This window comes from Acinetobacter piscicola (assembly GCF_015218165.1).
Lineage (GTDB): Bacteria > Pseudomonadota > Gammaproteobacteria > Pseudomonadales > Moraxellaceae > Acinetobacter > Acinetobacter piscicola_A.
The window spans coordinates 66400-90948 of sequence record NZ_CP048660.1; the positions used below are offsets into that span (position 1 = coordinate 66400).

Annotated in this window: 18 protein-coding genes and 6 pseudogenes; 12 read left to right on the plus strand and 12 right to left on the minus strand. The window is 36.7% G+C overall.

Features of this window, described 5'->3' with window-relative positions:
* Window positions 1-46: 46 nt before the first annotated feature.
* From G0028_RS19365 to G0028_RS19385, 5 genes are all read left to right on the plus strand, one after another.
* On the plus strand, window positions 47-979 hold the full coding sequence (locus tag G0028_RS19365) for an IS5-like element IS17 family transposase (RefSeq protein WP_174894013.1): 933 nt from the start codon (window positions 47-49) through the stop codon (window positions 977-979).
* Window positions 980-1016: 37 nt separating this feature from the next.
* Complete coding sequence (gene istA, locus G0028_RS19370; protein ID WP_180047924.1) at window positions 1017-2045, plus strand: IS21-like element ISAba8 family transposase; 1029 nt, start codon at window positions 1017-1019, stop codon at window positions 2043-2045.
* Window positions 2045-2818: an IS21-like element ISAba8 family helper ATPase IstB gene (istB, locus tag G0028_RS19375; RefSeq protein WP_180047922.1), complete on the plus strand. Its 774-nt coding sequence runs from the start codon at window positions 2045-2047 to the stop codon at window positions 2816-2818. Before istA ends, istB begins: the two co-directional genes overlap by 1 nt.
* A 73-nt stretch (window positions 2819-2891) precedes the next feature.
* Window positions 2892-3815 (plus strand): IS5 family transposase, encoded by a 924-nt coding sequence (locus tag G0028_RS19380; protein WP_130075525.1) that lies wholly within the window; start codon window positions 2892-2894, stop codon window positions 3813-3815.
* Window positions 3816-4705: 890 nt separating this feature from the next.
* Window positions 4706-6061, plus strand: a complete 1356-nt coding sequence (locus tag G0028_RS19385) for a hypothetical protein (protein WP_130075526.1) — start codon at window positions 4706-4708, stop codon at window positions 6059-6061.
* A 37-nt stretch (window positions 6062-6098) separates the two neighbouring features.
* Here G0028_RS19385 and G0028_RS21310 read toward each other — a convergent pair.
* From G0028_RS21310 to G0028_RS19400, 3 genes and pseudogenes are all read right to left on the minus strand, one after another.
* Window positions 6099-6759, minus strand: a pseudogene (locus G0028_RS21310) (RNA-guided endonuclease InsQ/TnpB family protein); the annotation flags it as partial.
* A gap of 54 nt (window positions 6760-6813) precedes the next feature.
* Window positions 6814-7762 (minus strand): annotated as a pseudogene (locus G0028_RS19395) (IS5 family transposase).
* Window positions 7763-7919: 157 nt separating this feature from the next.
* A complete protein-coding gene (locus G0028_RS19400; protein WP_130075527.1) occupies window positions 7920-8519 on the minus strand; it encodes a TetR/AcrR family transcriptional regulator in 600 nt (199 codons plus the stop codon).
* Between the two features lie 142 nt (window positions 8520-8661).
* Between G0028_RS19400 and G0028_RS19405 the strand changes: the two genes are divergently transcribed.
* Window positions 8662-9681 (plus strand): NADP-dependent oxidoreductase, encoded by a 1020-nt coding sequence (locus tag G0028_RS19405; protein WP_180048031.1) that lies wholly within the window; start codon window positions 8662-8664, stop codon window positions 9679-9681.
* A 16-nt stretch (window positions 9682-9697) separates the two neighbouring features.
* Window positions 9698-10336: a glutathione S-transferase family protein gene (locus tag G0028_RS19410; RefSeq protein WP_130075529.1), complete on the plus strand. Its 639-nt coding sequence runs from the start codon at window positions 9698-9700 to the stop codon at window positions 10334-10336.
* A gap of 410 nt (window positions 10337-10746) precedes the next feature.
* Here the strand turns inward: G0028_RS19410 and G0028_RS19415 are convergent, their stop codons facing one another.
* On the minus strand, window positions 10747-11178 hold the full coding sequence (locus G0028_RS19415) for a PPC domain-containing protein (RefSeq protein WP_111861135.1): 432 nt from the start codon (window positions 11176-11178) through the stop codon (window positions 10747-10749).
* Between the two features lie 100 nt (window positions 11179-11278).
* Between G0028_RS19415 and G0028_RS19420 the strand changes: the two are divergent.
* Window positions 11279-12227, plus strand: a pseudogene (locus tag G0028_RS19420) (IS5 family transposase).
* A gap of 529 nt (window positions 12228-12756) precedes the next feature.
* Here the strand turns inward: G0028_RS19420 and G0028_RS21160 are convergent.
* The 4 genes from G0028_RS21160 to repM all read right to left on the minus strand — a co-directional run bounded on the left by G0028_RS21160 (window position 12757) and on the right by repM (window position 15165).
* Window positions 12757-12894, minus strand: coding sequence for a hypothetical protein (locus tag G0028_RS21160; protein ID WP_227554846.1), 138 nt, complete (start codon window positions 12892-12894; stop codon window positions 12757-12759).
* Window positions 12895-13080: 186 nt separating this feature from the next.
* Entirely contained in the window at window positions 13081-13338 is a 258-nt protein-coding gene (locus tag G0028_RS19430; RefSeq protein WP_130075520.1) for a Txe/YoeB family addiction module toxin, read from the minus strand.
* The gene (locus G0028_RS19435; protein ID WP_130075519.1) at window positions 13335-13589 is read right to left on the minus strand and encodes a type II toxin-antitoxin system Phd/YefM family antitoxin; all 255 of its coding nucleotides are present in this window, start codon (window positions 13587-13589) and stop codon (window positions 13335-13337) included. The genes G0028_RS19430 and G0028_RS19435 overlap by 4 nt, the downstream gene beginning before the upstream one ends.
* Before the next feature lie 259 nt (window positions 13590-13848).
* Window positions 13849-15165 carry a replication initiation protein RepM gene (repM, locus tag G0028_RS19440; protein ID WP_130075518.1) on the minus strand — a complete coding sequence of 439 codons (1317 nt, stop codon included), beginning with the start codon at window positions 15163-15165 and terminating at the stop codon, window positions 13849-13851.
* A gap of 601 nt (window positions 15166-15766) precedes the next feature.
* On the opposite strand from repM, the pseudogene G0028_RS19445 reads away from it, so the two are divergent.
* Together G0028_RS19445 and G0028_RS19450 are read left to right on the plus strand one after the other, a co-directional pair.
* Window positions 15767-16772 (plus strand): annotated as a pseudogene (locus G0028_RS19445) (IS3 family transposase); the annotation flags it as partial.
* Between the two features lie 58 nt (window positions 16773-16830).
* Window positions 16831-17532: an IS1 family transposase gene (locus G0028_RS19450; RefSeq protein WP_180047887.1), complete on the plus strand. Its 702-nt coding sequence runs from the start codon at window positions 16831-16833 to the stop codon at window positions 17530-17532.
* A gap of 817 nt (window positions 17533-18349) precedes the next feature.
* Here the strand turns inward: G0028_RS19450 and G0028_RS19455 are convergent.
* The 4 genes and pseudogenes from G0028_RS19455 to lipA all read right to left on the minus strand — a co-directional run.
* Window positions 18350-18682: pseudogene (locus G0028_RS19455) on the minus strand (hypothetical protein); the annotation flags it as partial.
* A gap of 162 nt (window positions 18683-18844) precedes the next feature.
* A protein-coding gene (locus G0028_RS19460; protein ID WP_194088746.1) for an IS5 family transposase occupies window positions 18845-19667 on the minus strand; the annotation gives its coding sequence in 2 pieces (ribosomal slippage) (window positions 18845-19285 and window positions 19287-19667; 822 coding nt in all).
* Window positions 19668-19909: 242 nt separating this feature from the next.
* Complete coding sequence (locus G0028_RS19465; protein WP_130075504.1) at window positions 19910-21001, minus strand: transcriptional regulator; 1092 nt, start codon at window positions 20999-21001, stop codon at window positions 19910-19912.
* A gap of 233 nt (window positions 21002-21234) precedes the next feature.
* Window positions 21235-22209 (minus strand): annotated as a pseudogene (gene lipA, locus G0028_RS19470) (lipoyl synthase).
* A gap of 342 nt (window positions 22210-22551) precedes the next feature.
* Between lipA and G0028_RS19475 the strand changes: the two are divergent.
* Together G0028_RS19475 and G0028_RS19480 are read left to right on the plus strand one after the other, a co-directional pair.
* A complete protein-coding gene (locus tag G0028_RS19475) occupies window positions 22552-23514 on the plus strand; it encodes a thiamine pyrophosphate-dependent dehydrogenase E1 component subunit alpha (RefSeq protein ID WP_180047819.1) in 963 nt (320 codons plus the stop codon).
* Window positions 23515-23529: 15 nt separating this feature from the next.
* Window positions 23530-24549 carry an alpha-ketoacid dehydrogenase subunit beta gene (locus tag G0028_RS19480; RefSeq protein WP_048881927.1) on the plus strand — a complete coding sequence of 340 codons (1020 nt, stop codon included), beginning with the start codon at window positions 23530-23532 and terminating at the stop codon, window positions 24547-24549.

Here is a 24549-nt window from a genome sequence, read left to right on the forward strand (position 1 = left end):
TGCACAAACCTATCTGTAAAGGCTTTTTCAGCGATATAATTTTCAAATGAAGAAGCCTACACACAAAATCTACCGTACAACCAATTGGCCCGCATATAACCGAGCACTCATGAGTCGCGGAAATATTGCCATTTGGTTTGATCCTGCTACGCAATGGTATGCTCCATCAAAAGGCAAACAAGGGCGAAATCAAACCTACTCCGACGCAGCTATCCAATGCTGCTTAATGATTAAATCCTTATTCCGTCTATCTTTACGTATGGTCACTGGCTTTGTGCAAAGTCTGATTAAACTTTGTGGATTAAATTGGACCGCACCAGATTACAGTACGCTTTGTAGAAGACAAAAGCATATTGATATTGCAATCAGCTACCAAAAAAGTAGCGATGGGCTGCATCTACTCATAGACTCTACAGGCATGAAGTTTCTAGGTGAGGGCGAATGGAAACGCAAGAAACATGGACCTGAATATCGTCGCCAATGGCGTAAACTTCATATTGGTATAGATGCTAAAACCCTTCAAATACGCGCTATTCAACTCACTACAAATAATGTGAGTGATTCACAAGTGCTTGGTGATTTACTCGATCAAATTCCACAAGATGAGCAGATTGACTCTGTTTATACCGATGGAGCTTATGACACCAAGCAATGCCGTCAGGTCATTGCAGATCGGCAAGCGCATGCAGTGATTCCACCTAGAAAAAATGCGAAACCATGGAAAGATACAAAGAGTAGCTCGCTAGCGCGAAATGAATTACTTCGAACAGTTAAACGTTTAGGCAGGACACTATGGAAAAAATGGTCAGGCTATCATCGCCGCAGTTTGGTGGAAACCAAGATGCATTGCATCAAATTATTAGGCGATAAATTAATGGCAAGAAGCTTTCCTAGTCAGGTGAATGAGATTCATGCACGTGTAGCAGTCCTCAACAGATTTACGGAATTAGGTCGACCACTTACCCAAGTTACGCCTTAAATTTGGCTCAATTAGGGGCGCTTTGCATTTCAAATCTTTGTGCAACAAAGCCACTTTGGAGCAAGCAGTGATAATCCAAATACTTCATCAGCAAGGTAAATCTATTAAAGCTATTACTCGTGAACTGGGGGTGTCCAGAAATACCGTACGTAAATATTTATGGCAAAACACCACACCTCAGTATCAGCGTATACAGCCTAGAATAAGTATCCTTGACCCATATAAACCTTATTTACTCCAACGTGTAAACGCAGCTCATCCTGAATGGATTCCTGCTGTTGTGCTCTACCAGGAAATTTTAGGGTTGGGATATCCAGGAAAGATCAGGATCTTGAGGGAATATCTTGCAACATTAAAACCAGTTGCTCAACCGGAACCGATCATTCGTTTTGAAACCCAACCTGGCCAACAAATGCAGGTGGATTTCACCACAATTCGACGCAACAACACGACTTTGAAAGCCTTTGTCACAACATTAGGGTATTCCAGAGCGACTTTCGTGAAATTTTATGATCATGAACGTACGGATGCATGGATCGATGGTCTAGAAAATGCATTTCAGTTCTTTGCAGGAGTACCTCAAGAAATCCTGTTTGATAATGCTAAAACGATCATGATTGAACGGGATGCCTATCAGGAGGGGCAGCATAAATGGAACCCCAAACTGTTCGACTGCGCCAAGAAGTACAGCTTTCGTCCTCGCGTATGTAAGCCCTACCGTGCACAGACCAAAGGCAAAGTTGAACGCTTTAATGGATACCTCAAATCAAGCTTTATTGTGCCATTGAAAGCAAGCCTGAAGACTTCGGGTTTACTGTTAGATGTTGATGTCGCCAATGCCCACATTGGCCGGTGGCTGCATGAAACCGCCAATCAGCGGATTCATGCCACCACGCAAGAAAAACCGGCTGTTCGACTACAACAGGAGCAGCAAAAATTTACGCCATTACCGCAATCAGATACAGGTTCTGTCACTGTACCTGTTGCAGCAGCACAGCATGTCATGCCCTACGAGAGTTTGCAGCATCCCTTATCTGTATATGACCAGTTGCTGGGAGTTTCCTGATGAATCTGCAATACGACCGTATAGAGCAGCTTTGCCAAAAGCTCAATCTGCCTGCCATCGCATCACAATGGTCACATCATGCACAACAAACATTAGGTCAGGATGGAAGTTATGCCGACTTTGTTGAAGCTATCTTGACGCATGAATATGCTGCCAGGCAACAGCGCAGTCAGCAGGTACTGATGAAACTCTCAGGCCTGCCTCAAGTCAAAACCCTGGAAGACTATGATTTTAATTATGCGCTAGGGGCCCCTAAATCACAGGTGATTGAACTGTTCAATCTGAGCTTTATTGCTAGAGCAGAAAATGTGGTGTTTCTGGGGGCTAGCGGAGTAGGAAAAACGCACTTATCTATGGCATTAGGCTATAAGGCCATCATGAACAACATTAAGATCAAGTTCATTACCGCAGCGGATTTAATGCTGCAACTGAGTGTAGCCTATCAGCAAGGTAAACTGAAAACCTATATGCAACGTGCGGTACTGGGACCAAAGTTACTGATTATCGATGAAATTGGTTATTTACCGTTTGGTCGTGAAGAAGCGAATCTGTTCTTTAACGTGATTGCCAAGCGTTATGAAAAAGGCTGTACGATATTGACGAGTAACTTACCCTTTAGCCAATGGTCTAAGTCATTTGCGGATGATGTTACGTTGACCGCTACGATGTTAGATCGGCTATTACATCACTGTCATGTGGTACAAATATCGGGTGAGAGTTATCGTTTGAAGGATAAAAAAAGAATTGGGATTCAGCCTCAGGTTGAAACTTAATAAGAGATCAAAGGGGTCAATTTTACTTCGCCATTTGTAAGGTAAAAGGGGTCAATTTTAGAATGCCGTTGACATAACACCTAAAATCTATCGTACAACCAATTGGTCATCCTATAATCGAGCCTTAATCAACCGAGGCAATATTTCCATTTGGTTTGATCCAAAGACTCAATGGTATGCTCAGCCACAAGGCAAACAAGGTCGGAATCAAACTTACTCCGATACAGCTATTCAATGCTGCTTAATGATTAAATCTCTATTTCGACTCTCTTTACGTATGGTTACAGGCTTTGTTCAAAGTCTGATTAAACTTTGTGGATTAGATTGGGCCGCACCAGATTATTCAACCCTTTGCCGTCGACAAAAGCATATTGATATTGTAATTAACTATCAAAAAAGTAGTGATGGTCTCCATCTACTCGTGGGCTCTACTGGCTTGAAGTTTCTAGGTGAAGGTGAATGGAAGTGTAAGAAACATGGGCCGGAATATCGTCGTCAATGGCGTAAGCTTCATATTGCTATAGATGCTGAAACCCTTCAAATACGTGCTGTACAACTCACCACAAATAATGTCAGTGATTCACAAGTGCTCGAAGATTTAGTTGCTCAAATTCCCTTGGATGAACGAATCGATTCAGTCTATACAGATGGTGCTTATGACACAAAGCACTGCCGACAAGTCATTTTAGATCGAGATGCATATGCAGTCATTCCACCAAGAAAGAATGCAAAGCCTTGGAAAGATCAGCAACTCAGGTCTATAGAGCGCAATGAGTTATTGAAAACAGTTAAACGGCTAGGAAGAGCCCTTTGGAAAAAGTGGTCTGGTTATCATCGTCGAAGTTTGGTGGAAACCAAGATGCATTGCATCAAATTATTAGGCGATAAATTAACAGCAAGGAGCTTCTCTAGCCAGATGAATGAGATTCATGCACGCGTAGCGGTACTCAACAGATTTACAGAATTAGGTCGCCCTCATACCCAAGTTGTCACTTGAATTTGGCTCAATTAGGGTAACTCTGCCTTTCAAAACTTTGTGCAACAAAGCCTATAACTGGCTTAATTAATAAAAAATAGTAATTTAATTATAAACTACTATTTTTTATTTAAAAACAATACCATATATTTTAAAGTGGAGAGTTTTCACCCTAAAGTGGAATACTTTTCACTGTTTATTAAAATATTGATTAGTTATCTATTTAAATACATATTTATTTTTTAAATTTTATAATATTTATTAAATATTTATATGTATTTTTTTATTTAAGATAAATTTGAAAATATGACATTTTTTTCTAAAAACAAAATTTTGTCTTTCGTTATTTTATAAAGATCGTATCTAGCTCGAAACATTACAAAGTATAGCTGAGTGAAACGAGAGCTATGCTGAAGTAATTGTTTGAGCAACCAACCGACTTCCAGTATTAATTACACAATGAGAGTTACAGAGGGCGGTCAGGAAATGATCACGATTAGGTGTTGCATAGGTGTATGTATGTGGCTACTAAAATACTTATTTTTTGTTTTAAGGTTTTCTATTTTTTCTTATTTATTTTCAACATATTACAACCAATCCAAGACAAAGATTTGTCATAGCTCCTTTAAAAAAACTTTATAAATTCACTTTAATTTGTGTATCAAATTTAGGCGAAAGCCGTACTATTTCTAGGATTAACTCAAGACTGAAATCTGTCTTAGTTATCCACAATTTTAAATTTAAAACAAAACAAGACTTTAGTAGACAAAATAAGGGTTTTAAGACAAAAATATAGCCTTAAGACAATCCATTGACATTATTTGTCTTGAATTAGTATAATCTGTCTAAGGAAAGAAGTTCTGTATTTGGCAAACTTCTAGAACAATCAAAAACAAAAGGAAAAAGAAATCGTGCAAATAGGAAAAATTAGCACCGTGTTTAAAGTATATGACGCAATGATGGGTAGCGGTAAGACTACTCAAATTATAGAAAACATTAGAACAGCAGAAACATCTCAAAACTTTTTATATATCACTCCATTACTTGATGAATGCCATCGTATTTCAGGTACAACTTATGATGAAGATGATCACTTAAAACGTCCGTTGATTACTACAGAAGACGATACCAGCGTACATTACGCTTATCTGCCAGATGCACCCCTTAAAAATAAACGATTCAAACATCCATTTTATAAAGGCGGTAACAAAGCTGAAAGCTTACAGTACTTGCTCAAAAACAAAGAGAATGTAGTTAGTACACACCAACTATTTATGAACTTGACTCCTGCAATGCTTGAAGATGCTAAAGATTACGTTTTAGTCATCGATGAAACAATTCAGGTTTATGACGTTTATACCGAATATACAGCGACTGAATTAGAAGCATTGTTCCGTTTAGGATGGATTAAACTAGATGATAGTGACAATGTTACCTTACGCTTCCAGCGTGAAAACTTTGGTGATAATGGCGGTGATCCAACAGGAACAAAATACGAAAATCTAGCAACTATGTGTGATCTTGGTCAGCTCCTATATGTGGATCAAAAGCTGATTGTTTGGGAATTGAGTATTGATACCCTAAAAGCTTTCAAAGAAGTTTGGATTGCTACATATATGTTTGAAGGTTCGCAAATGAGTGCGTATCTGAAGTCGTATAGTGTTGATTATGAACTAATTCGTTTTGGTAACAAGCCTTCTCATATTAAGGAATTAGTCACTATTTCTGATGACAAATTTATCAATGATATAGGTACGAAAAAAACAGCTTTAAGCTCTAGTCAATTTAAGACTAATAAAAAGGCTTTATGTGAGCAACTATCTAAAAACTTAGATAACTACTTTCGTAATAAAGTTAAAGCTAAGAAAGGTGATCGTTTGTGGACTTCTTTCAAAGAATGTCATTCACTTATTGCAGGCTCACGCTATAAAGATGAATGGTTAGCATTCAATACAAAAGCTACGAATGAATATAAAGACAAGACTAATTTGGCGTACCTTTTAAATCTTTTCCCTAACCCTATGGTGGTTAAGGCTTCAGCTATGAAAGGCTTCCCAGTTAACGAAGATGTATTTGCTCTTTCAGAAATGGTACAATGGATATGGCGTTCAGCTATTCGTGAAGGTAATCCAATCAATATTTATGTGCCTAGCGCACGTATGAGAGACTTGTTGACTCGTTGGATGAATGATGAGTTTGAAAATATTGTCGCAGTTAAGACTGAACCTTACGCTCAGACTAAATCTAAACAATTAGAATTAGTATAAAGAAAACTATCTTTTGGGGATTGACATTCTCACCGTGCTAAAAGACGTAGATTCCTCCTGCGAGAAGTTCATGTCCGAGCGCAAAAATATTCAGTGAATTTATATCCCGATCCATGAACTACCACACTCACGACACTGTCATTCTCTTACTTATAATCCTGCCCTCTACCTTTCAAACTACTGGTGCGTGAGCCACAGCACGAACACGTTTGGATAGTTCGCTTCATTAATTTCTTCATACCATACATCTCGTTCTCGCATTTATACTTGAGCATGGTTCTTAGTTGTCCAACTTGCATCTAGCACAGATTTAGCCAATTTAGTTTTTACTAATGCTTTGACATGCATATTGTCAACGAAGATTGCTGTATGGGCATTCACTAGTTTATGGCTGAATTGATGCAGCATGTTTTGACGTAGATTTTTAATCTTGGCGTGAATCGCTTTGATACGCTTCTTATTTTTTGCACGTTGAGCAATGCCAAGTTTTTGTTCATATTGTCGATAGATTTTAGGAGCTTTGAGCTTTACGCCATCTGAACAAGTGACTAAATCTTTTAAGCCCAAGTCCATGCCTATTGAGGTTTTAATTGTTGTTTTTACTGGTTGAATATCATCAACCACAAAGCAAGCATACCAACGCCCCGACTATCTTCTACAAATGAACCTGTTTTGACGTTGTAATTGCTTAGTCCGTAACGGCTTTGTTGCACAAATATTCAAAAACTAGACTTTCCCCAAGTTATCCAAATTTAAGTGACAACTCGGGTGTGAGGTCGACCCAACTCCGTAAATTTATTTAATACTGCCACACGTGCATGCATCTCTTTGACTTGGCTTTGGAAATTTCTTGCACTGAGTTTATCGCCTGAGAAACACTGTTTCGTAAGATTTGATGCAATGCATTTTGGTTTCGACCAAACTTCGGCAATGATAGCCTGACCAGTTTTTACATAGTGTCCTGCCTAAACGTTTAACTGTTCGAAGTAATTCATTTCGCTCTAGCGAGCTGGTCTTTGTATCTTTCCAAGGTTTCGCATTTTTTCTTGGTGGAATCACCGCATGCGCTTGTCGCTCTGTGATGACCTAACGCCATTGCTTGGTGTCATAAGCCCCATCAGTATAGACGGAGTCAATCTGTTCTTCTTGTGGAATCTGATTTAGTAAATCACCAAGCACCTGTGAATCACTCACATTGTTGGTTGTGAGCTGAATAGCACGTATTTGAAGGGTTTCAGCATCGATACCAATATGTAATTTATGCCATTGGTGACGATATTTAGGCTGATGTTTTTTACGTTTCCATTCGCCTTAACCTAAAAACTTTAAGCCAGTAGAATCCACAAGTAAATGGAGACCATTACTGCTTTTTTGATAGTTAATTGCAATATCAATATGCTTTTGTCTTCTACAAATAGTGGAATACGAATATCGCTGATATTCGAGGCTATCCAATCTAATCTACAAAGATGAATGAGACTTTGAACAAAGCCTGTGACCATACGTAAAGACAGACGGAATAGAATTTAATCATCAGACAGCATTGGATAGCGACATCAGAATAGATTTGATTTCGACCATGTTTGCCTTTTGGTTGAGTTTTGGGATCAAACCAAATAGAGATTTTCCTCGATTTATTAATGCCCTGTTATAAGAAGACCAATAGGTTGTACGATAGATTTTAGGTCTAGGCTTATTCATTTGAGAATTATAATGTTGAATAAGCCTTTAACTGTAGGTTTGTGCAACAAAGCCCTCATGGATTGCAAACTGATCTAATAGCAACACATTAATAAGTAATCATTGGACTGCTATTATTGATTATGTTATTGATATTTAATTTAATTTTTATGAATATTCAATTTTTTAATAGAAATTTAGTTGCTCTCAGAGCTTGATGTAGTGGTGTTTTATCTTTTTGCAACTTACTCAATAATGCTGCACCTAACCACATTTGGTAAAGTACTTGTGCCAACGTCGAGGCCTCAGTATCTGCTTGGATAGACTGATCATGTTTTCCCAAATCAATTAAACCAGCAATACGTTCGATTACATCATCGACGCCAGCGGACATAATGGAGCGCATATCTTCAGATAGATCGGCAACTTCTGCGGCAAGTTTCACAATTAAACAGCTATCCGCCCAACCACACTGTGTTTCAGGATCTTCTATCCATAAATTAAAATACTCAATCAGCTTTTGATAAGGGGATTTATCACTACGCCATACATCATTTAAACGGACTTGATAATTATCTACATAATGCTGTACCAATTCACATCCGAAAGCTTCCTTGGATTGGAAATAATGATAAAACGAGCCTTTAGGGATCTCACAGCTCTGTAAAATTTCCTGTAATCCTACACCGGTAAAACCTTTATGCAAAATCAGGTCTGAACTGGTGTTAAGAATGTGTAAGCGCTTCGCTTCAGACTTTTTAATAGGAGTAGGCTTCATATTAATTATTTACTCTATTGTAAAAAATAGACCAGTCGTATTTTTTTTATTATAACTCATCTACAATGGATGTAAAGAAATTTTAATCTTAATTTTTAATTATGAAGAGAAATACTTCTAAATAAAACATGGAGTTATATGTGTGAAAACAGTTATTAATCAACGCATCGTTTTAGCTAAACGGCCAGTGGGTGAGTCAAAACACAGCGATTTTCGTATTGAGCAAGTTGAGATCAATGAACTTAAACAAGGCGAGATATTGTTAAAAACCATTTACTTGTCACTCGATCCTTATATGCGTGGTCGCATGAATGATGCTCCTTCATATGCGGCACCGGTTGAAATTGGTGAAGTGATGGTCGGTGGAACAGTCAGTCAAGTGGTGGCCTCTAAAAACCCAAAATTCAAAGAAGGCGAGTGGGTTCTTTCCGGAAATGGCTGGCAGGGCTACGCAATTTCTAATGGGACTGCATGTCAAAGCTTAGGTATGCAACCTGAACATCCATCTTGGGCATTAGGTATTTTGGGAATGCCAGGATTTACTGCTTATATGGGGTTGTTGGACATTGGTCAGCCTAAAGCTGGTGAAACTTTGGTCGTTGCCGCTGCAACGGGACCTGTTGGTGCTACGGTTGGACAGATTGGCAAACTTAAAGGTTGTCGCGTGGTTGGCGTCGCAGGTGGGGCTGAAAAATGCCGTTATGCAGTAGAAGAATTCGGCTTCGATGCTTGTATCAATCATCATGATGAAAATTTTGCAGAACAATTACAACAAGCTGTTCCCAACGGTATTGATATTTATTATGAGAATGTAGGGGGTAAAGTGTTTGATGCGGTATGGCCATTGCTTAACTCTGCGGCACGTGTACCGGTGTGTGGTGTGGTTTCCCAGTATAATGCTACCGAGCAAGCACAAGGCCCAGACCGTTTACCGGGCTTTATTTCCACCCTTTTAAAAAAGCGTATTCGCATGCAAGGCTTTATTATTTTTGATGATTATGGCAGTCAGTATCCGCAATTCTATCAGCAAATGTCTGAATGGTTGAAAGACGGAAAAATCAAATATAAAGAGCATATGGTGCAAGGTTTAGATAACACGATCAATGCTTTCAATGGTATGTTGAAAGGCGAAAACTTTGGCAAAGTGGTTGTAAAAATTTAAAAAAATAGGAATTATCATGATTATACTACATCATTTAGATCAATCACGTTCTTTTCGCATTTTGTGGTTACTTGAAGAAATCAAGCAGCCTTATGAGCTGAAACGCTATTATCGTGACTCAAACACGCATTTGGCCCCTGACTCTTTAAAAACCATTCATCCTTTAGGGAAATCTCCAGTATTGGAATGGGATGGCAAAGTTATTGCAGAGTCAGGCGCAATCGTTGAGTTATTAATTCAGCAACTTGCGCCGCATTTAGCACCAGATATGGATGAACCTACCTATGTCGATTATCTACAGTGGATTCATTTCTCAGAAAGCTCTGCCATGCTGCCATTTTTGTTAAAAACGTTTAATGCGATAGAAACCAAGCAGGGCACGAAGTTGGTATTTCTAGAAAATTATACTCAAGTTGAGTTCAATAAAGTATTTAGCTATTTAAATGAATATTTAAAAGATAAAGAATTTCTAGTGGCAGACCGTTTAACCGGTGCTGACTTTATGATGGGCTTTGGACTACATGCTTTAGTTCATCATATGGGACAAGGTGAAAAGTATCCTCATATCCAACGTTATGTAGCAGGTTTAAGCCAACTACCTAGCTGGCAAGCCGCAGTACAAATTGAACAAAATGGTGTGAAAAGTCAAAAATAGCAAGATTAATTTTTTAAAGGCAATTTAGAAAAACAATCGTGATTTTCAAGTAAATCTACTTAAAAATAAGTTGACACTTATTTAAATTAAACGCCCAATGAATTTCATCGGGCGTTCTCTATTTTAAAGATAAGGAATTACCATTATTTAAGACAAGTTTCGCCTATTCTTTCACTGCAAATTCCTATCAGAAGAGTTTGAATATCACGACGTTTAGGCTGAAAGATATAATCAACTTTTGAAAGAAACGTGACTAACGCACAGCAAGATTAAATTATTCCTCAGGGTATTAAACAAGTAAACTGCATCATTTTACTAACATAAACACATACACGTAAAAATCAGGCCCCGTTTAACTGGCAATAGTTTTTGAACCCTTGTATAAAAGTTTAAACGAATCTAGCAAGTCTTTATTTAATGTTAATACTCATCCAGTATTGAGGTTTTTTATCTTTTCTTGCCTGTGATCTAGGTTGTAATACTCTAATTTCATACTCACCTGAAGCAGGTAAAATATAAATACCATTATCATCAAGCTCTGGAGAATATTCTCCAAGATTGATTGAGTCTTTTAATTGATTACCCCATAAGTAAGTTTCAACATTTCCTCCAGTCAACCTCACTTTTAACTTTTGCCCTTTTTTAGCATAAAATTTGTAGGAATCATACTTGTATCCATCTATCCTTCCGTAATAATTTGCAGAGTAAGATTTTTTTGCAAACTTAACTACAACAGTCTTTCGTATATCATTGTTATCATTTGCAAGTACGGCAGGGCTAAGCATAGTTAAAGTTAGGGCCATAAAAGTACCAGCTAGTAATTTCGTATTCGCTATTTTCACAAGGTTACCTTAATTCTTGCATCGTCCCTGACATAGTAATATAAGTGGCTTTGTTGCACAAACCTACAGTTAAAGGCTTATTCAACATTATAATTCTCAAATGAATAAGCCCACACCTAAAATCTATCGTACAACCCATTGGTCTTGTTATAACAGAGCATTAATAAATCGAGGAAAATCTCTATTTGGTTTGATCCCAAAACTCAACCAAAAGGCAAACATGGTCGAAATCAAATCTATTCTGATGTCGCTATCCAATGCTGTCTGATGATTAAATTCTATTCCGTCTGTCTTTACGTATGGTCACAGGCTTTGTTCAAAGTCTCATTCATCTTTGTAGATTAGATTGGATAGCCTCGAATATCAGCGATATTCGTATTCCACTATTTGTAGAAGACAAAAGCATATTGATATTGCAATTAACTATCAAAAAAGCAGTAATGGTCTCCATTTACTTGTGGATTCTACTGGCTTAAAGTTTTTAGGTTAAGGCGAATGGAAACGTAAAAAACATCAGCCTAAATATCGTCACCAATGGCATAAATTACATATTGGTATCGATGCTGAAACCCTTCAAATACGTGCTATTCAGCTCACAACCAACAATGTGAGTGATTCACAGGTGCTTGGTGATTTACTAAATCAGATTCCACAAGAAGAACAGATTGACTCCGTCTATACTGATGGGGCTTATGACACCAAGCAATGGCGTTAGGTCATCACAGAGCGACAAGCGCATGCGGTGATTCCACCAAGAAAAAATGCGAAACCTTGGAAAGATACAAAGACCAGCTCGCTAGAGCGAAATGAATTACTTCGAACAGTTAAACGTTTAGGCAGGACACTATGTAAAAACTGGTCAGGCTATCATTGCCGAAGTTTGGTCGAAACCAAAATGCATTGCATCAAATCTTACGAAACAGTGTTTCTCAGGCGATAAACTCAGTGCAAGAAATTTCCAAAGCCAAGTCAAAGAGATGCATGCACGTGTGGCAGTATTAAATAAATTTACGGAGTTGGGTCGACCTCACACCCGAGTTGTCACTTAAATTTGGATAACTTGGGGAAAGTTTAGTTTTTGAATATCTGTGCAACAAAGCCTGTACAAATTATAAAATATTAAGATATAGCATCAAGGCTTAAATTTTCGTATGTTTTGAGGATATTTGATTCGCTACTCGGAACAGGAATGAATGGTAGAGTACAAATAGGAATAGAGTATGCAGATAAGGATTTACGGCTTACAGAACGACTTGCTAAGATGAAATAGTGGCTATCCGAACTTTATTTTCATTGGATTGGCATCGATTTGGATAGTCATTAAGACTTTATTTATCACCATCGAATTTTTTAAATTATGAATAAAGCATTTGCAACTTCAAAAGTTGTTCCTAATTACAATTTTAAAAGCCTTCTTTATCTAAAAGTTGAGCAGTCTGTTTTAATGGGTAGGAATGGTATGCTGTGCATTGCAGACCTCAACAAATCGGTAAAACTGAGCATTACTTAATTCAATATTTGCTTGCTCTTTTAAAATTTTTTATGCTTTTTCTCGAATCAAACGTACAATAAATTCAGTTAATGAAGAACAACCCTATGTACAGCAGCTCGTTCTGCTAATTGCTTTGTCTCAACATCAACACGTATTTCTATACGCTCACGAACAATCATGTACCCACCCCAATCTTTAAAATATTCAAATACTATGTGCGGCATATTGACATACATTAGTTCAAGTAAAAGAAGAATCTGTGCCCAACCCCTTGTTCACTTCGTAATTGCATATTCTTATTCAAATGAACACCTAGTGGCATGTAATACTGGACACTGATTCTTCTTCTACTTGGACAGTAATTTCAGGTATTAAATTATTCGAAAAAATTCAACTCATAAATATGAATCTCAATCATAATGATAACAGCAAGATATAATCAGGATTTGCTGATCTAAAACCTCATAGACAAGACGATTTATTTTATCTATTTGTCTTGACCATAAGCCACTTAAATTATGTTTAAGTGGCTCAGGTTTTCCAATACCATCAAATGGTGATCTTATAACATCCTTAATTAGTAAATTAATTCGTTTTAAAGTCTGTTCGTCAGTAGATTGCCAAGTTAGATAATCATTCCAAGCTTCATCTGTCCAACTCAAAATCATTCCTCAATCAACTCATGTTGACTAATTTTCCCTAACTTAGCTTGCGCAATAGATTTCATTAAATGAGTTGCATTGGCTGGGCTACTCATTAAGTATGCTGTTTCTTCATAGGCATTGAAATCTTCGAGGCTAATCAAAACAGCAGTCTGATTATTTTGCCGAGTCACAAGTACAGGGGAATGATCATCAATAACACCATCGAGTACATTTGCTAGATTTTTCCTTAAATAAGAATAAGTTACAACTTTAATTTATGCACCTTTAATAAGCAAAAATATTAGTCTTATTCAACCAATTTTATAAAAATTGCATCAATACAAATCAGAAATTGCATTTTATTTTTTCAATATCTAAATTAAATATTTTCTTTTTCAGTTCAGCAGTTAGATCAAATTATGTATTCATTTTTATATCCAACTAACACAAAAATGGGTGTCTAGGTAAGAGTTCATTTTGCGCTCATATCAGATCACGCCGTCACAAATACATGCTATAAAATATAAACGATCTCTATTTATTTTGTTTTTTCTTTTCAATCAAAACACCAATTTCTCTCATTACAAATGAAACAGAAGGCTTTTTTTCTTCTTTTGCACAGGCAATTAATTCAGCTTCTGTCATTGTGCCCCCATTAATAATATATCTCTCCATAACATGCGAAGGTATATCATAAGTATTTTTTTCAATACGCTTTTCTTCAGTGATAAATACATCACTAATAGATGGCGTTTCTATCGACTTTATAGAAGTTTTTTCTGTTGATTTTTTTGTTCTCGTATTTTTAGGTTTAGTTATAGGCACATCTTGAGATACTAATGGCTTTTCTCCTATTTCTTGCTCAGTTGATTTAGCTTTTTTCTTATAACTATGATCAATGAAACCACATAAAATTAATGCTTTTTCATACTGGTCAACATCACCATTTTTAAAATCATTTTCGATTTTTTTAGCAAGTAATTTTTCATTTTGATTAGAATCAACTATGTTATTTAAATAACCAAACCCTTCAATACAATCACAAACATTTTTTGCAATCATACTTGCAAATAAATTTGCCTGTTTATCATTTAAAATAATTTTAGAATTTTCCTGAGATAATGGTATTTCAGATATTACATCTCTTTCTTTCTTAAAAGATGCTGTAAAAGTAAATGATATACCACGTATAACACGTCCATTTTTGTGTTTTTCCATCTTTATATTTTTAATATCAGTGTGTTTTTTCACCTGATTAATTGCAACATCAATGACTCTTTTTTCTAGATCATAAAAACGCTCATAATCTTTCTTACCAACACCAAGCTTGAGTCGAAAGTCATCCAATGGTATTTCCTGTACTTTTCCAACTGTTCGCCATTGGATCAACAACTCATATAAACGTATAGCATATTGGCTTGTAAGCTCTTTAATCTGCATTAATTCATATTCTGTAAACTTTCCTTCTAGTTCAGAAATTAAAGGACGAATAGAAGGAGAAAATGATAAACGAATTAATCCTAGACTATCAACATAAGATGATCTGATAAAAATAGGTTCACTCACATGCTCGGTATATTTTCCCTTATAGACTTCAGAGTAATCAAAAGTACGTCTTTTTAATTTATCCTGAGCCTCTTTCATCATGCTGTAAACATTATCAGGGGCTATATTAAAAAATTCAGCATATTCTTTTGCAGCGATCTCTACAGGATTTTCCTTATCAAAGCCTTTGTTTGTCCCTCGTGTCTTTACAATTGCTACCAACATAAGACGATGTTCTGATAATTCCATTTGATATCGAGCATTAATCAAAGAATTACTTTTTACGATTTTATCGTTATCCAACATATTATGTTGCTCGTCTTTAGTGTATATGACGCAGGCTATCAAGAATTGCGTCTTATATCAATATAGTGACTATGAAAATGTCGTCTTAAACTATGAAAATGTCGTCTTATAACTATGAAAATGTCGTTTTTAGGCTATGAAAATGTCGTCTTATAACTATTAAAATGTCGTCTTATAACTATGAAAATGTCGTCTTATAACTATGAAAATGTCGTTTCAACCTTAATAAAGTCATTAAAAATCAATAATTAAAAATTTCTTAAAATAAAAAATAAAACAAAATTTCTTTTAAAAATAAAACAATTTTTTTTAAAAAATTTAAATCTTTTAAAAAGCAAAAAATCATCAATTATTATAAAAGCTAAGGTTGGAAAATTTAACTATGAAAATGTCGTCTTATAAAATTAAAATTTTTAAAAAATTAGTAATAAATCATAGATGAATTTATAAAATTAAATAAGAATTTTATTCTATCTATAAAAAATCATTACTTTCTAAAATAAAAATGAATTATCGCATTGAATTTATTGTATAAATTGAGTAGACACAGATTTTGTAGACACCTTTTAGTTAGATAAAATGGCTAATTAACGAGGTGCTTATGAGTAGTAAACGATACCCTGAAGAATTCAAAATTGAAGTAGTAAAACAAGTCACTGAAAAAGGTCATAGTGTGGCTGAAGTTGCCACACGTTTAGGAACGACTACACATAGTCTGTATGGTTGGATCAAACGTTATGATCCACAGCAACCCAAGACAACAGAATCTAGTAATCCAACTACAGAATTAGCGAAATTAAAAAAAAAGCTGCAAAGGGTTACTGAAGAAAGGGACATATTAAAAAAGGCCGCGGTGTACTTCGCAAGCCAGTCCAAATGAGGTACGCCTTTATTCGGGACAACCAACATATATGGTCTGTTCGTCGTTTATGTTCAACATTAGATTTTCATCACTGTGGTTATTACGCCTGGTTAAAGACACCCATCAGTATAACTGTGAGGAAGCTGCAACAGCTTTCATGATTAATTAAACAGTTCTGGTTGAAATCTGGCGGCGTCTACGGTTATCGCAAGATTCATTGTGATTTGAAAGATGTTGGCGAAAGTTGCGGTATCAATCGAGTACATCACTCATGAAGGAGAATGGTCTCCAGTCACAGCATGGCTATTGCAAACCTAGAGCTAGTGTTAGTACTCCATCCATTGTGGCTCGAAATACTTTAGACAGACAGTTTAACCCCAACTAGCCCAACCAGTTGTGGGTGACTGAAATCACTTATATTCGCACTCATGAAGGATGATTGTATCTTGCAGTAGTAATCGACCTCTTCTCACAGCTAGTCGTTGGCTGGTCTATGAAGTCGAGAATCACAACAGATCTGGTTTTAGATGCTCTACTGATGGGTTTGTGGCGAAGAAGCCCAAAGAACAAAGTCCTGATTCATTCTGATCGAGGTAGCCAATACACCAGTGATGAATGGCAGACATTTCTCAAGCATCACAACCTTGAAAGCAGTATGAGTCGGCGTGGAAACTGCTATGATAATGCTGTTGCTGAGAGCTTTTTTCAGCTGTTAAAGCGAGAGAGGATCAAGAAGAAAATCTGGTGGTGTTTCAAAAAGTATGCTGAAAGAAAGACAGGCAAGAATTTGATACGATAGGGAAATGCAAATAACTCTACAAATCAAATGTCCTACCTGCCTGAGCGACAGTATAAAGAAAAATGGCATAAAACTATATGGTAAGCAAAATTACCAATGTAAAATATGCAAACGTCAATTTATCGGTGATCATGCATTGAGTTATCAAGGCTGTCACTCTGGTATCAAAAGCAAAATACTACATCTGATGGTGCGAGGCAGTGGTGTTAGAGATATTGCCGAAGTTGAGAGATTGAGTATTGGTAAGGTTTTACGTACGCTCAGCCAATCAAAATATCAACTTCAAGCACGGCAAATTCATTATGAAATCCTTGAAGTAGATGAGTTTTTGACTTTTGTCGGTAATAAGCAAAATAAACAATGGTTGATTTACGCCTATCATCGAGAAACAGGTGAAATCGTTGCTTATGTATGGGGTAAACGAGATTTAACCACAGCAAAACGACTTAAATTAAAATTAAAGCAGCTAGGTGTGAGCTATACCTATATATCAAGTGACAATTGGGATAGCTTTGTTACGACCTTTAAAAAATGTAAACAATTGATAGGTAAGTTTTTTACTGTGGGTATTGAGGGCAATAATTGTCGCTTACGCCATCGGATTAGGCGAGGGTTTAGGAGGAGTTGCAACTTCTCAAAAAAGCTGGACAATCATTTTAAGGCCTTTGATTTAGTGTTCTTTTATATCAACAATGGATTCGTTTAATAGCAGCATACTTTTTGGAACACCTCCCATAATTGAAGTCCTCAGTTTGTGTTTGTTGAGATATTTATTAGGACTGAAAGTGTGTATTGGTTCGTTATGTAATATCGAGCCTTACAGGGGGTGACTTCAATTGTGAGGGTTTGTATATCAGGCATATACAAAGGCGAATTGTAAAAAGACTTAATACAACCAATAAAAAACCGCCTGCGGTTGCAAACGGTTCTTTTGACTTTATCGCAAAATAAAATCAGCAATCTGCATCAGATCGGCAACAAAGCTAATCAGTTGCAGAACATAGAATACGATTGTATTCATATAATGCCCCCAAAATTAGGGCATTGATATCGTAGCCACGATGATGTTTAATTAACGTAAGCTAAGTTAGCTTAGCTATCTGCTCAAATATCTTCATAGTAATACCAATGCTAAATGGATATTCGGATATTCAGCTGCTCCACTCGAAATTTTAGTCGAGGACGAGGGAGTAGCTACCTCATTTCACAGTATAAAAATTTCAATAACTGCTTAACTTAAACATCACTATAACTGTAGTTTTTGACAGATATCAAGTTTACATTTCGATAAATTTTTTCTTAAATCTAAAATTATAATTTCTACTATGTAGTAGTATTTTTATATCTTCTTATCAGACAAAGAGATAACAAGTTAAGATTTGAAATATTGATTGTTTACAACCATGTGGAAAACTCAACATCTTTAGTTAAAATATTTAATATTCAAAATAATTTAAAAATATTTAATATAAATCAGAATTTTAAAATTAGTTGACACTCAGTTAAAATGTAAATAAGAAGTACTAATAATCAAGTACAGTACGTATTACACGTCCAAATAACCCCACTTTATTCTTAGTTTTTTTCTCTTGAACAATTGGCTTACGCTCTTTTTCTTGCTCTAGTGGCTGTGTTTCTTTATTTTTCTGCACATGTTCCGTCTGTTGCTGCGATTTCGGTGTACCAAGTAACCTCTGTAGTAATTCGATCTGCTCATCTTTAACAGACAACTGACCATTTTTAGCTTTCAATTCTTCACGCTGAAATTGCTCTCGCTCTTTGGCTTCCTCAAGCTGTTTTTGAAGCATGTGAACTTGTTGTTCCAATAAGTGAACTTCCGACAACTTCGGTATTTCGATTGAATATCTTCTAATTGTTTTTTTAATGAATCTACTTCAGTGACCTTTTCTTCCATGTTTTTTATTTTAATTTTAAATTCTGTATTTTCTTTATTAAATATTAGTTTAGAAATACAAAATCCTAATACTAAACAAATAATAGACCTCTTGCGAAAGTCGTTATTGCAAGTTCATTCGGTTTACCAGTACAGCGATTAAGTTAATGCGTAAACCGAATCTTTTTCGTCTATTTCGATAGCGTTCACTTAGTATTCTAAATCTTTTCAATTGACTGTTAATATGTTCGATTACAACTCGTATTTTTCCAATCATTTTATTGTAATTTTTCTCAGCATCAAATAAGGGGAAATTCTTCTTTTTCTTTATTGGCATCAATAATTTAAAGCCATCTTGCTCTAACCCATAGTACCCTAAATCGGTTATAACATAGTCACAATGTTTGAATTTCTTAACTGTTTTTCTTGCCAATTTAATATCATGCTGACTGCCAGACGATATATCTACTCCTATGATTTGTTTGCTCTTCGGATGATAGATCACTTGAGCTTTTAACGTATGTTTCTTCTTTTTACCACTGTAGAACTTACTCTGATTTTTTTTTCGGGCGTTCTATTGAACATTCTGTAGCATCAATAATGACCCAGTTAAATTGTTCGTTTGCTGTGGTAATGCTTCGTTTGGGCAAGGTAAAACGTCTTGATTTCATTAATGCATCTTCAACCTTTTTAATAGTTCGATTCACATTACTTTCAGCGATATGGTAATTTACAGCCAATTCCAATTGAGTGCTGTAATTCCGTAAGTAATTGAGTGTTAATAACAATTGATCCTCTATAGCTAAAGTATGAGGACGCCCAGATTTCTTTTTAAGTGATTCTGCTTCTTTTAAAACTTCGACCATTTCACTAAAAACTGGTCGAGGTACGCCAACCAAGCGCTGGAATTCAGAATCTGAAAAACGGTTTAATTTCTGATATTTCATGAAATCTATATTGAGGCAGTTTTTACTTTCGCAAGAGGTCTAATAAATAATAAATTTAATTACTTAGAGCATTAAAATGATAACTTATAAAATATTTGGTTCATGAACCTAGCTATGAATGCATATTTTCCTACTAAAAAGGTTTTAAGAATAGGCTAAATTTGTCTAGGAGAGTGGTGGCAGTCCACCACTAATTAAAAGGTGTCTACAAATCAGTGACTATTCAAAGCAACAGATCAAATCTAAATCAGATTTGAAAAATAATTACGGTGGATACTGTCCTGTGGTAATAACTCTAATAAACGCTGTACCGCATCAATTCGGTCATGTGTTTGCCCAATAATTCTTAATAATTGATCGATATCCTTTATTTGATAGATCAACTGGCTTAAACGGGCATCAAAACAATGTCTCCAAGTGCTGAGTAAAGGGCTTTCTGATTTAGAGAGAAAGCTACCTTTATATAGCGAGAATGTACTGGAAATAAGATTTGCATTTAATGATTGTTTAGCACTTAAAAAATCACATTGGACTTCACAGCTAAGCCTATAAATCCGAGGCTCAATTGAATGAGGTAATAGGCTACGAAGTTGTGAAAGCTCAGCCTTTAGGGTTTTTAAGCTGACACTACGCTCACCATAAAGGGCATAGTGTAACTCTTCTAAACCAATGCCATGGGGGTGCAAAGCTAAAATGCAAAGTATTTCAATTTGACGGTGACTCAAGTTCAAGGTATGCCCATTAAATTGAACCCAAGGCGAGCCTAGCGCCTTAATGTATAAAAAATTCTGCTGTTCAAACTTTATGGCTCGTTGTATTAAATCCGCACAGCGTTCAACTGCAAGCAGCCCCAAAGGAGTATGTTTTTTATATTTTGTGGAAAGGTTAATAATGCCATGAAATTGCCCTGATGTCGGATCCCAGATCGGCGCGGCATAACAAACCCAATCTCGAACACTGTCCATTTGGTTTTCATGAGAATAGACACAACTTGATATTTGGCTGTTCAACGTCATACCAATCGCATTGGTCCCAACAGCCTGTGTAGACCAATGCCCACCCTCAATAAAATGAACCTGTTCGGCAGAAGAAAGCATTGCAGAACTACTCCATGTCCATAAGAGAGTCCCGTGATGGTCTGTAAGACCAATAGCCATATCTGAATCTTCCGCTATTTTGAGTAAGTCAGCATAATTATGTTGGATAGAGCGGCGAAATAAAGACGTTTTATCTTCTGGAGGTAAGGCTAAAACAGGGGCGGCATGTACAGTATGTTGATTAATTAAATGGGTTGTTTGCAGATTTTTTGCAGATGCGGTATTGAACAGGTTCATATCATATTCCTTTATGATCAGACTGTAATATTTTTAAATTTTAGAAATGAGTTTCCAAATTTATAGTCATTTACGTCATTTCTTCTTGCTTCAATTTTAAATGCTTTTATCTTTGCTTGGTTAAATCATATCTTTTGGCTTTACCAGTCCTTGAGTTACTTTAAAAGTGTTCTTATGAGCTGAAAATGGCTATTTCCATCTGAAATGTTAATAAACGTAAATAGGATGAAAATTCATTCGCTCATGTAAGGGCTAGGCACAGCTTCACCATGATACTGACGGTCTGCAAAATAACTTGATCGTACTAATGGCGCACTCCAAATATTTTTAAACGCTAAGCGCTCTCCGTGTGTTTGATAATGCTTAAACTCTTGCAACGTAACAAAACGATGAATTGGCGCATGAGATTTAGATGGCTGTAAGTATTGACCGATTGTGACATAGTCCACTTGATAATCTTTCAAATCATTTAATAATGCAATAACCTCAGCCTCGACTTCTCCTAAACCTACCATCAAACCACATTTCGTTGGAATTTCAGAACAGTAGTGTTTAAATTTTTTGAGTAAATCCAATGAGTGCTTATAGTCAGCGCCTGGTCGCATGGCTTTATACAGACGTGGAACGGTTTCAATATTATGATTAAAAACATCGGGTGGGTTTTGGCTCAGAATCTTCAGGGCAATATCTGCACGACCACGAAAATCAGGAACCAAAATTTCTATCAGAGTTTCTGGACTGGTTTGACGAATTTCTCGAATGCAATCTGCAAAATGCTGTGCGCCACCATCTTTTAAGTCGTCTCGATCAACAGAAGTAATCACGACATACTTTAAGTTTAGATTCTTGACTGTTTCAGCCAGATGCTTTGGCTCATTAGGATTTAGGATATTAGGACGACCATGTGCGACATCACAGAATGGACAGCGGCGAGTACAAATATCTCCCATGATCATAAACGTTGCAGTCCCTCCGCTAAAGCATTGTGGCAAATTAGGACAGGCCGCTTCTTCACAAACCGTATGTAGTTTCTGTTGTCGTAATAAATCCTTAATGATTTAAACTTCCTCAGGTCGACTAATTTTAGTCCGGATCCATTCTGGCTTTTTCGGTATCGTTTCCGTTGGAACAACTTTAATTGGAATACGCGCCATTTTTTTAGCGCCACGTAGCTTCTTTCCAGTTAATACTGGGTTATTTAAATCCATTTCAAACACTCCGTCGTTTAAAATAATTAATATTGAGCCTGATATTAAATAAGCTGCTTTAAATGCATTAATAATATTAAAACAGGGCAAAAAAATTATCATATAAAACAAAGGTTGGTTAAAGGTTTGTTTTTGTATATAGCTGAATAATATTAAAAAATTTAAAAATTTCTTAATTTTATAAACCATTGTTTTTAATGTTTATCTTATGTTTTTATGCATTATATTTTTTTAGTCTAATATGAAATTAAATAAAAATATTCTTATATAAATATACGATTTAAAAATCCAGTTATTCAATTTGGGATTTTCTTTTAAGCGTAGTTAATAAGGAATAAATATATGCAATTAACGGAAGAGCAATTGCTAGCAGCATACAAAAGAATGCGCGACATTCGTGAATTTGAGGATCGACTTCACGATGAAAACAATACAGGTGATATCCCAGGTTTCATCCATCTTTATAGCGGTGAGGAAGCTGTTGCCGTAGGGATCTGTGAAAATTTAACAGATAAGGACTTCATTACCTCAACACATCGTGGTCACGGACATTGTATTGCAAAGGGCTGTGACATTCACGCCATGATGCTAGAAATTTTTGGCAAAGATGATGGTTTGTGTCGTGGTAAAGGCGGCTCAATGCACATTGCGGACTTAGATAAAGGCATGCTCGGTGCAAACGGTATTGTGGGTGGTGGTCCACCTTTGGCTATTGGGGCAGCTTTAAGTGCTAAAACACTCAAAAATGGTGGGATTGGTCTATCTTTTACCGGTGATGGCGGTTCAAATCAGGGCTTAACTTTTGAAGCCATTAATATGGCTGTTGTGTTAAAGCTTCCTGTCATTTTTGTTTTTGAAAATAACGGTTTTGGTGAAGGTACTGCACATGATTATGCCGTAGGCAGTAAAGATATTGCAGGCCGAGCAGCAGGTTTTGGCTTACCCGCTGAAAAAGTAGATGGAACAGACTTTTTTGCTGTGTATGAAGTTGCACAAAAAGCCATTGAACGTGCCCGCCGTGGTGAAGGTCCGAGTGTGATTGAAACGGTAACCCACCGATTTTATGGACATTTTGAAGGTGATCCAGGGCTTATCCGTTCTAAAGAAGAACTGGATTATGTCAAAGAACATAAAGATCCATTGAAAATATTCCGCGAAAAAGTCAAAGACAAAATTGACGAAGCCAAGCTCGATGCGATTGACGCTCAGTCTAAAGCCAATGTAGACGATGCCGTTGCAAAGGCACGTGCAGCTAAGTACCCAGAAGTTTCTCAGTTACTTACCGATGTATACGTCTCTTACTAAAGGAATAGTAGAAAAATGCCAAATAAAAGTTATCGAAACGCGATTAAAGAAGCAATTGAATTAGAAATGCGCCGAGACCCAAGTGTCATTGTGGTCGGTGAAGATGTTCGTGGTGGACATGGTGGTAAAAATACCGATGATAATAAGCTGGAAGGTTTTGGCGGTGTACTTGGTGTAACCAAAGGCTTATGGACTGAATTTGGTTCTGAACGAGTCATTGATACTCCAATTACAGAATCAGCGATTATTGGTATGGCGGCAGGTGCTGCTGCAACGGGTTTAAGACCTGTGGCAGATTTAATGTTTATGGATTTTTACGGCGTGTGTTATGACATGCTGTATAACCAAGCAGCTAAATTTCGCTACATGTTTGGCGGCAAAGCCAAAGCGCCACTCGTTGTACGTGGCATGATTGGTGCAGGTTTTTCCGCAGCAGCGCAGCATTCTCAGTCGCCATATAACGTGTTTGCCTCAGTGCCTGGTTTAAAAGTGGTGGTGCCTTCAAGTGCCTATGATGTAAAAGGGTTGTTGATTCAAGCCATTCGAGATGACGACCCAGTAGTCTTTTGTGAACACAAGTTGTTGTACGATATTAAGGGCGAAGTGCCAGATGAGTCCTACACTATTCCTTTTGGTGTCGCAAATTACACCCGTGAAGGCACAGATATCACCATTATTGCCTTAAGTTTGATGGTGCATCGTGCCAATGAAGTCGCTGATAAGCTCGCAAAAGAAGGCATTTCGGTTGAAGTGGTTGACCCTAGAACCATTTCACCATTAGACGAAGATGGCATTTTAGAGTCAGTAGCTTCAACAGGTCGTGTGGTGATTGTAGATGAATCAGCAGCACGTTGTGGTTTCGGACATGATGTGGCTGCGCTTATTGCCCAGAAAGGCTTTCATTATCTTAAAGCACCAATCGAATTAGTCACTCCACCACACTCACCCGTACCATTTTCACCAGTACTAGAAAAAGAATGGCTACCTAGTGTAGAACGCATCGAACAGGCTGTACGCAAGACGTTGGAGGCTTAG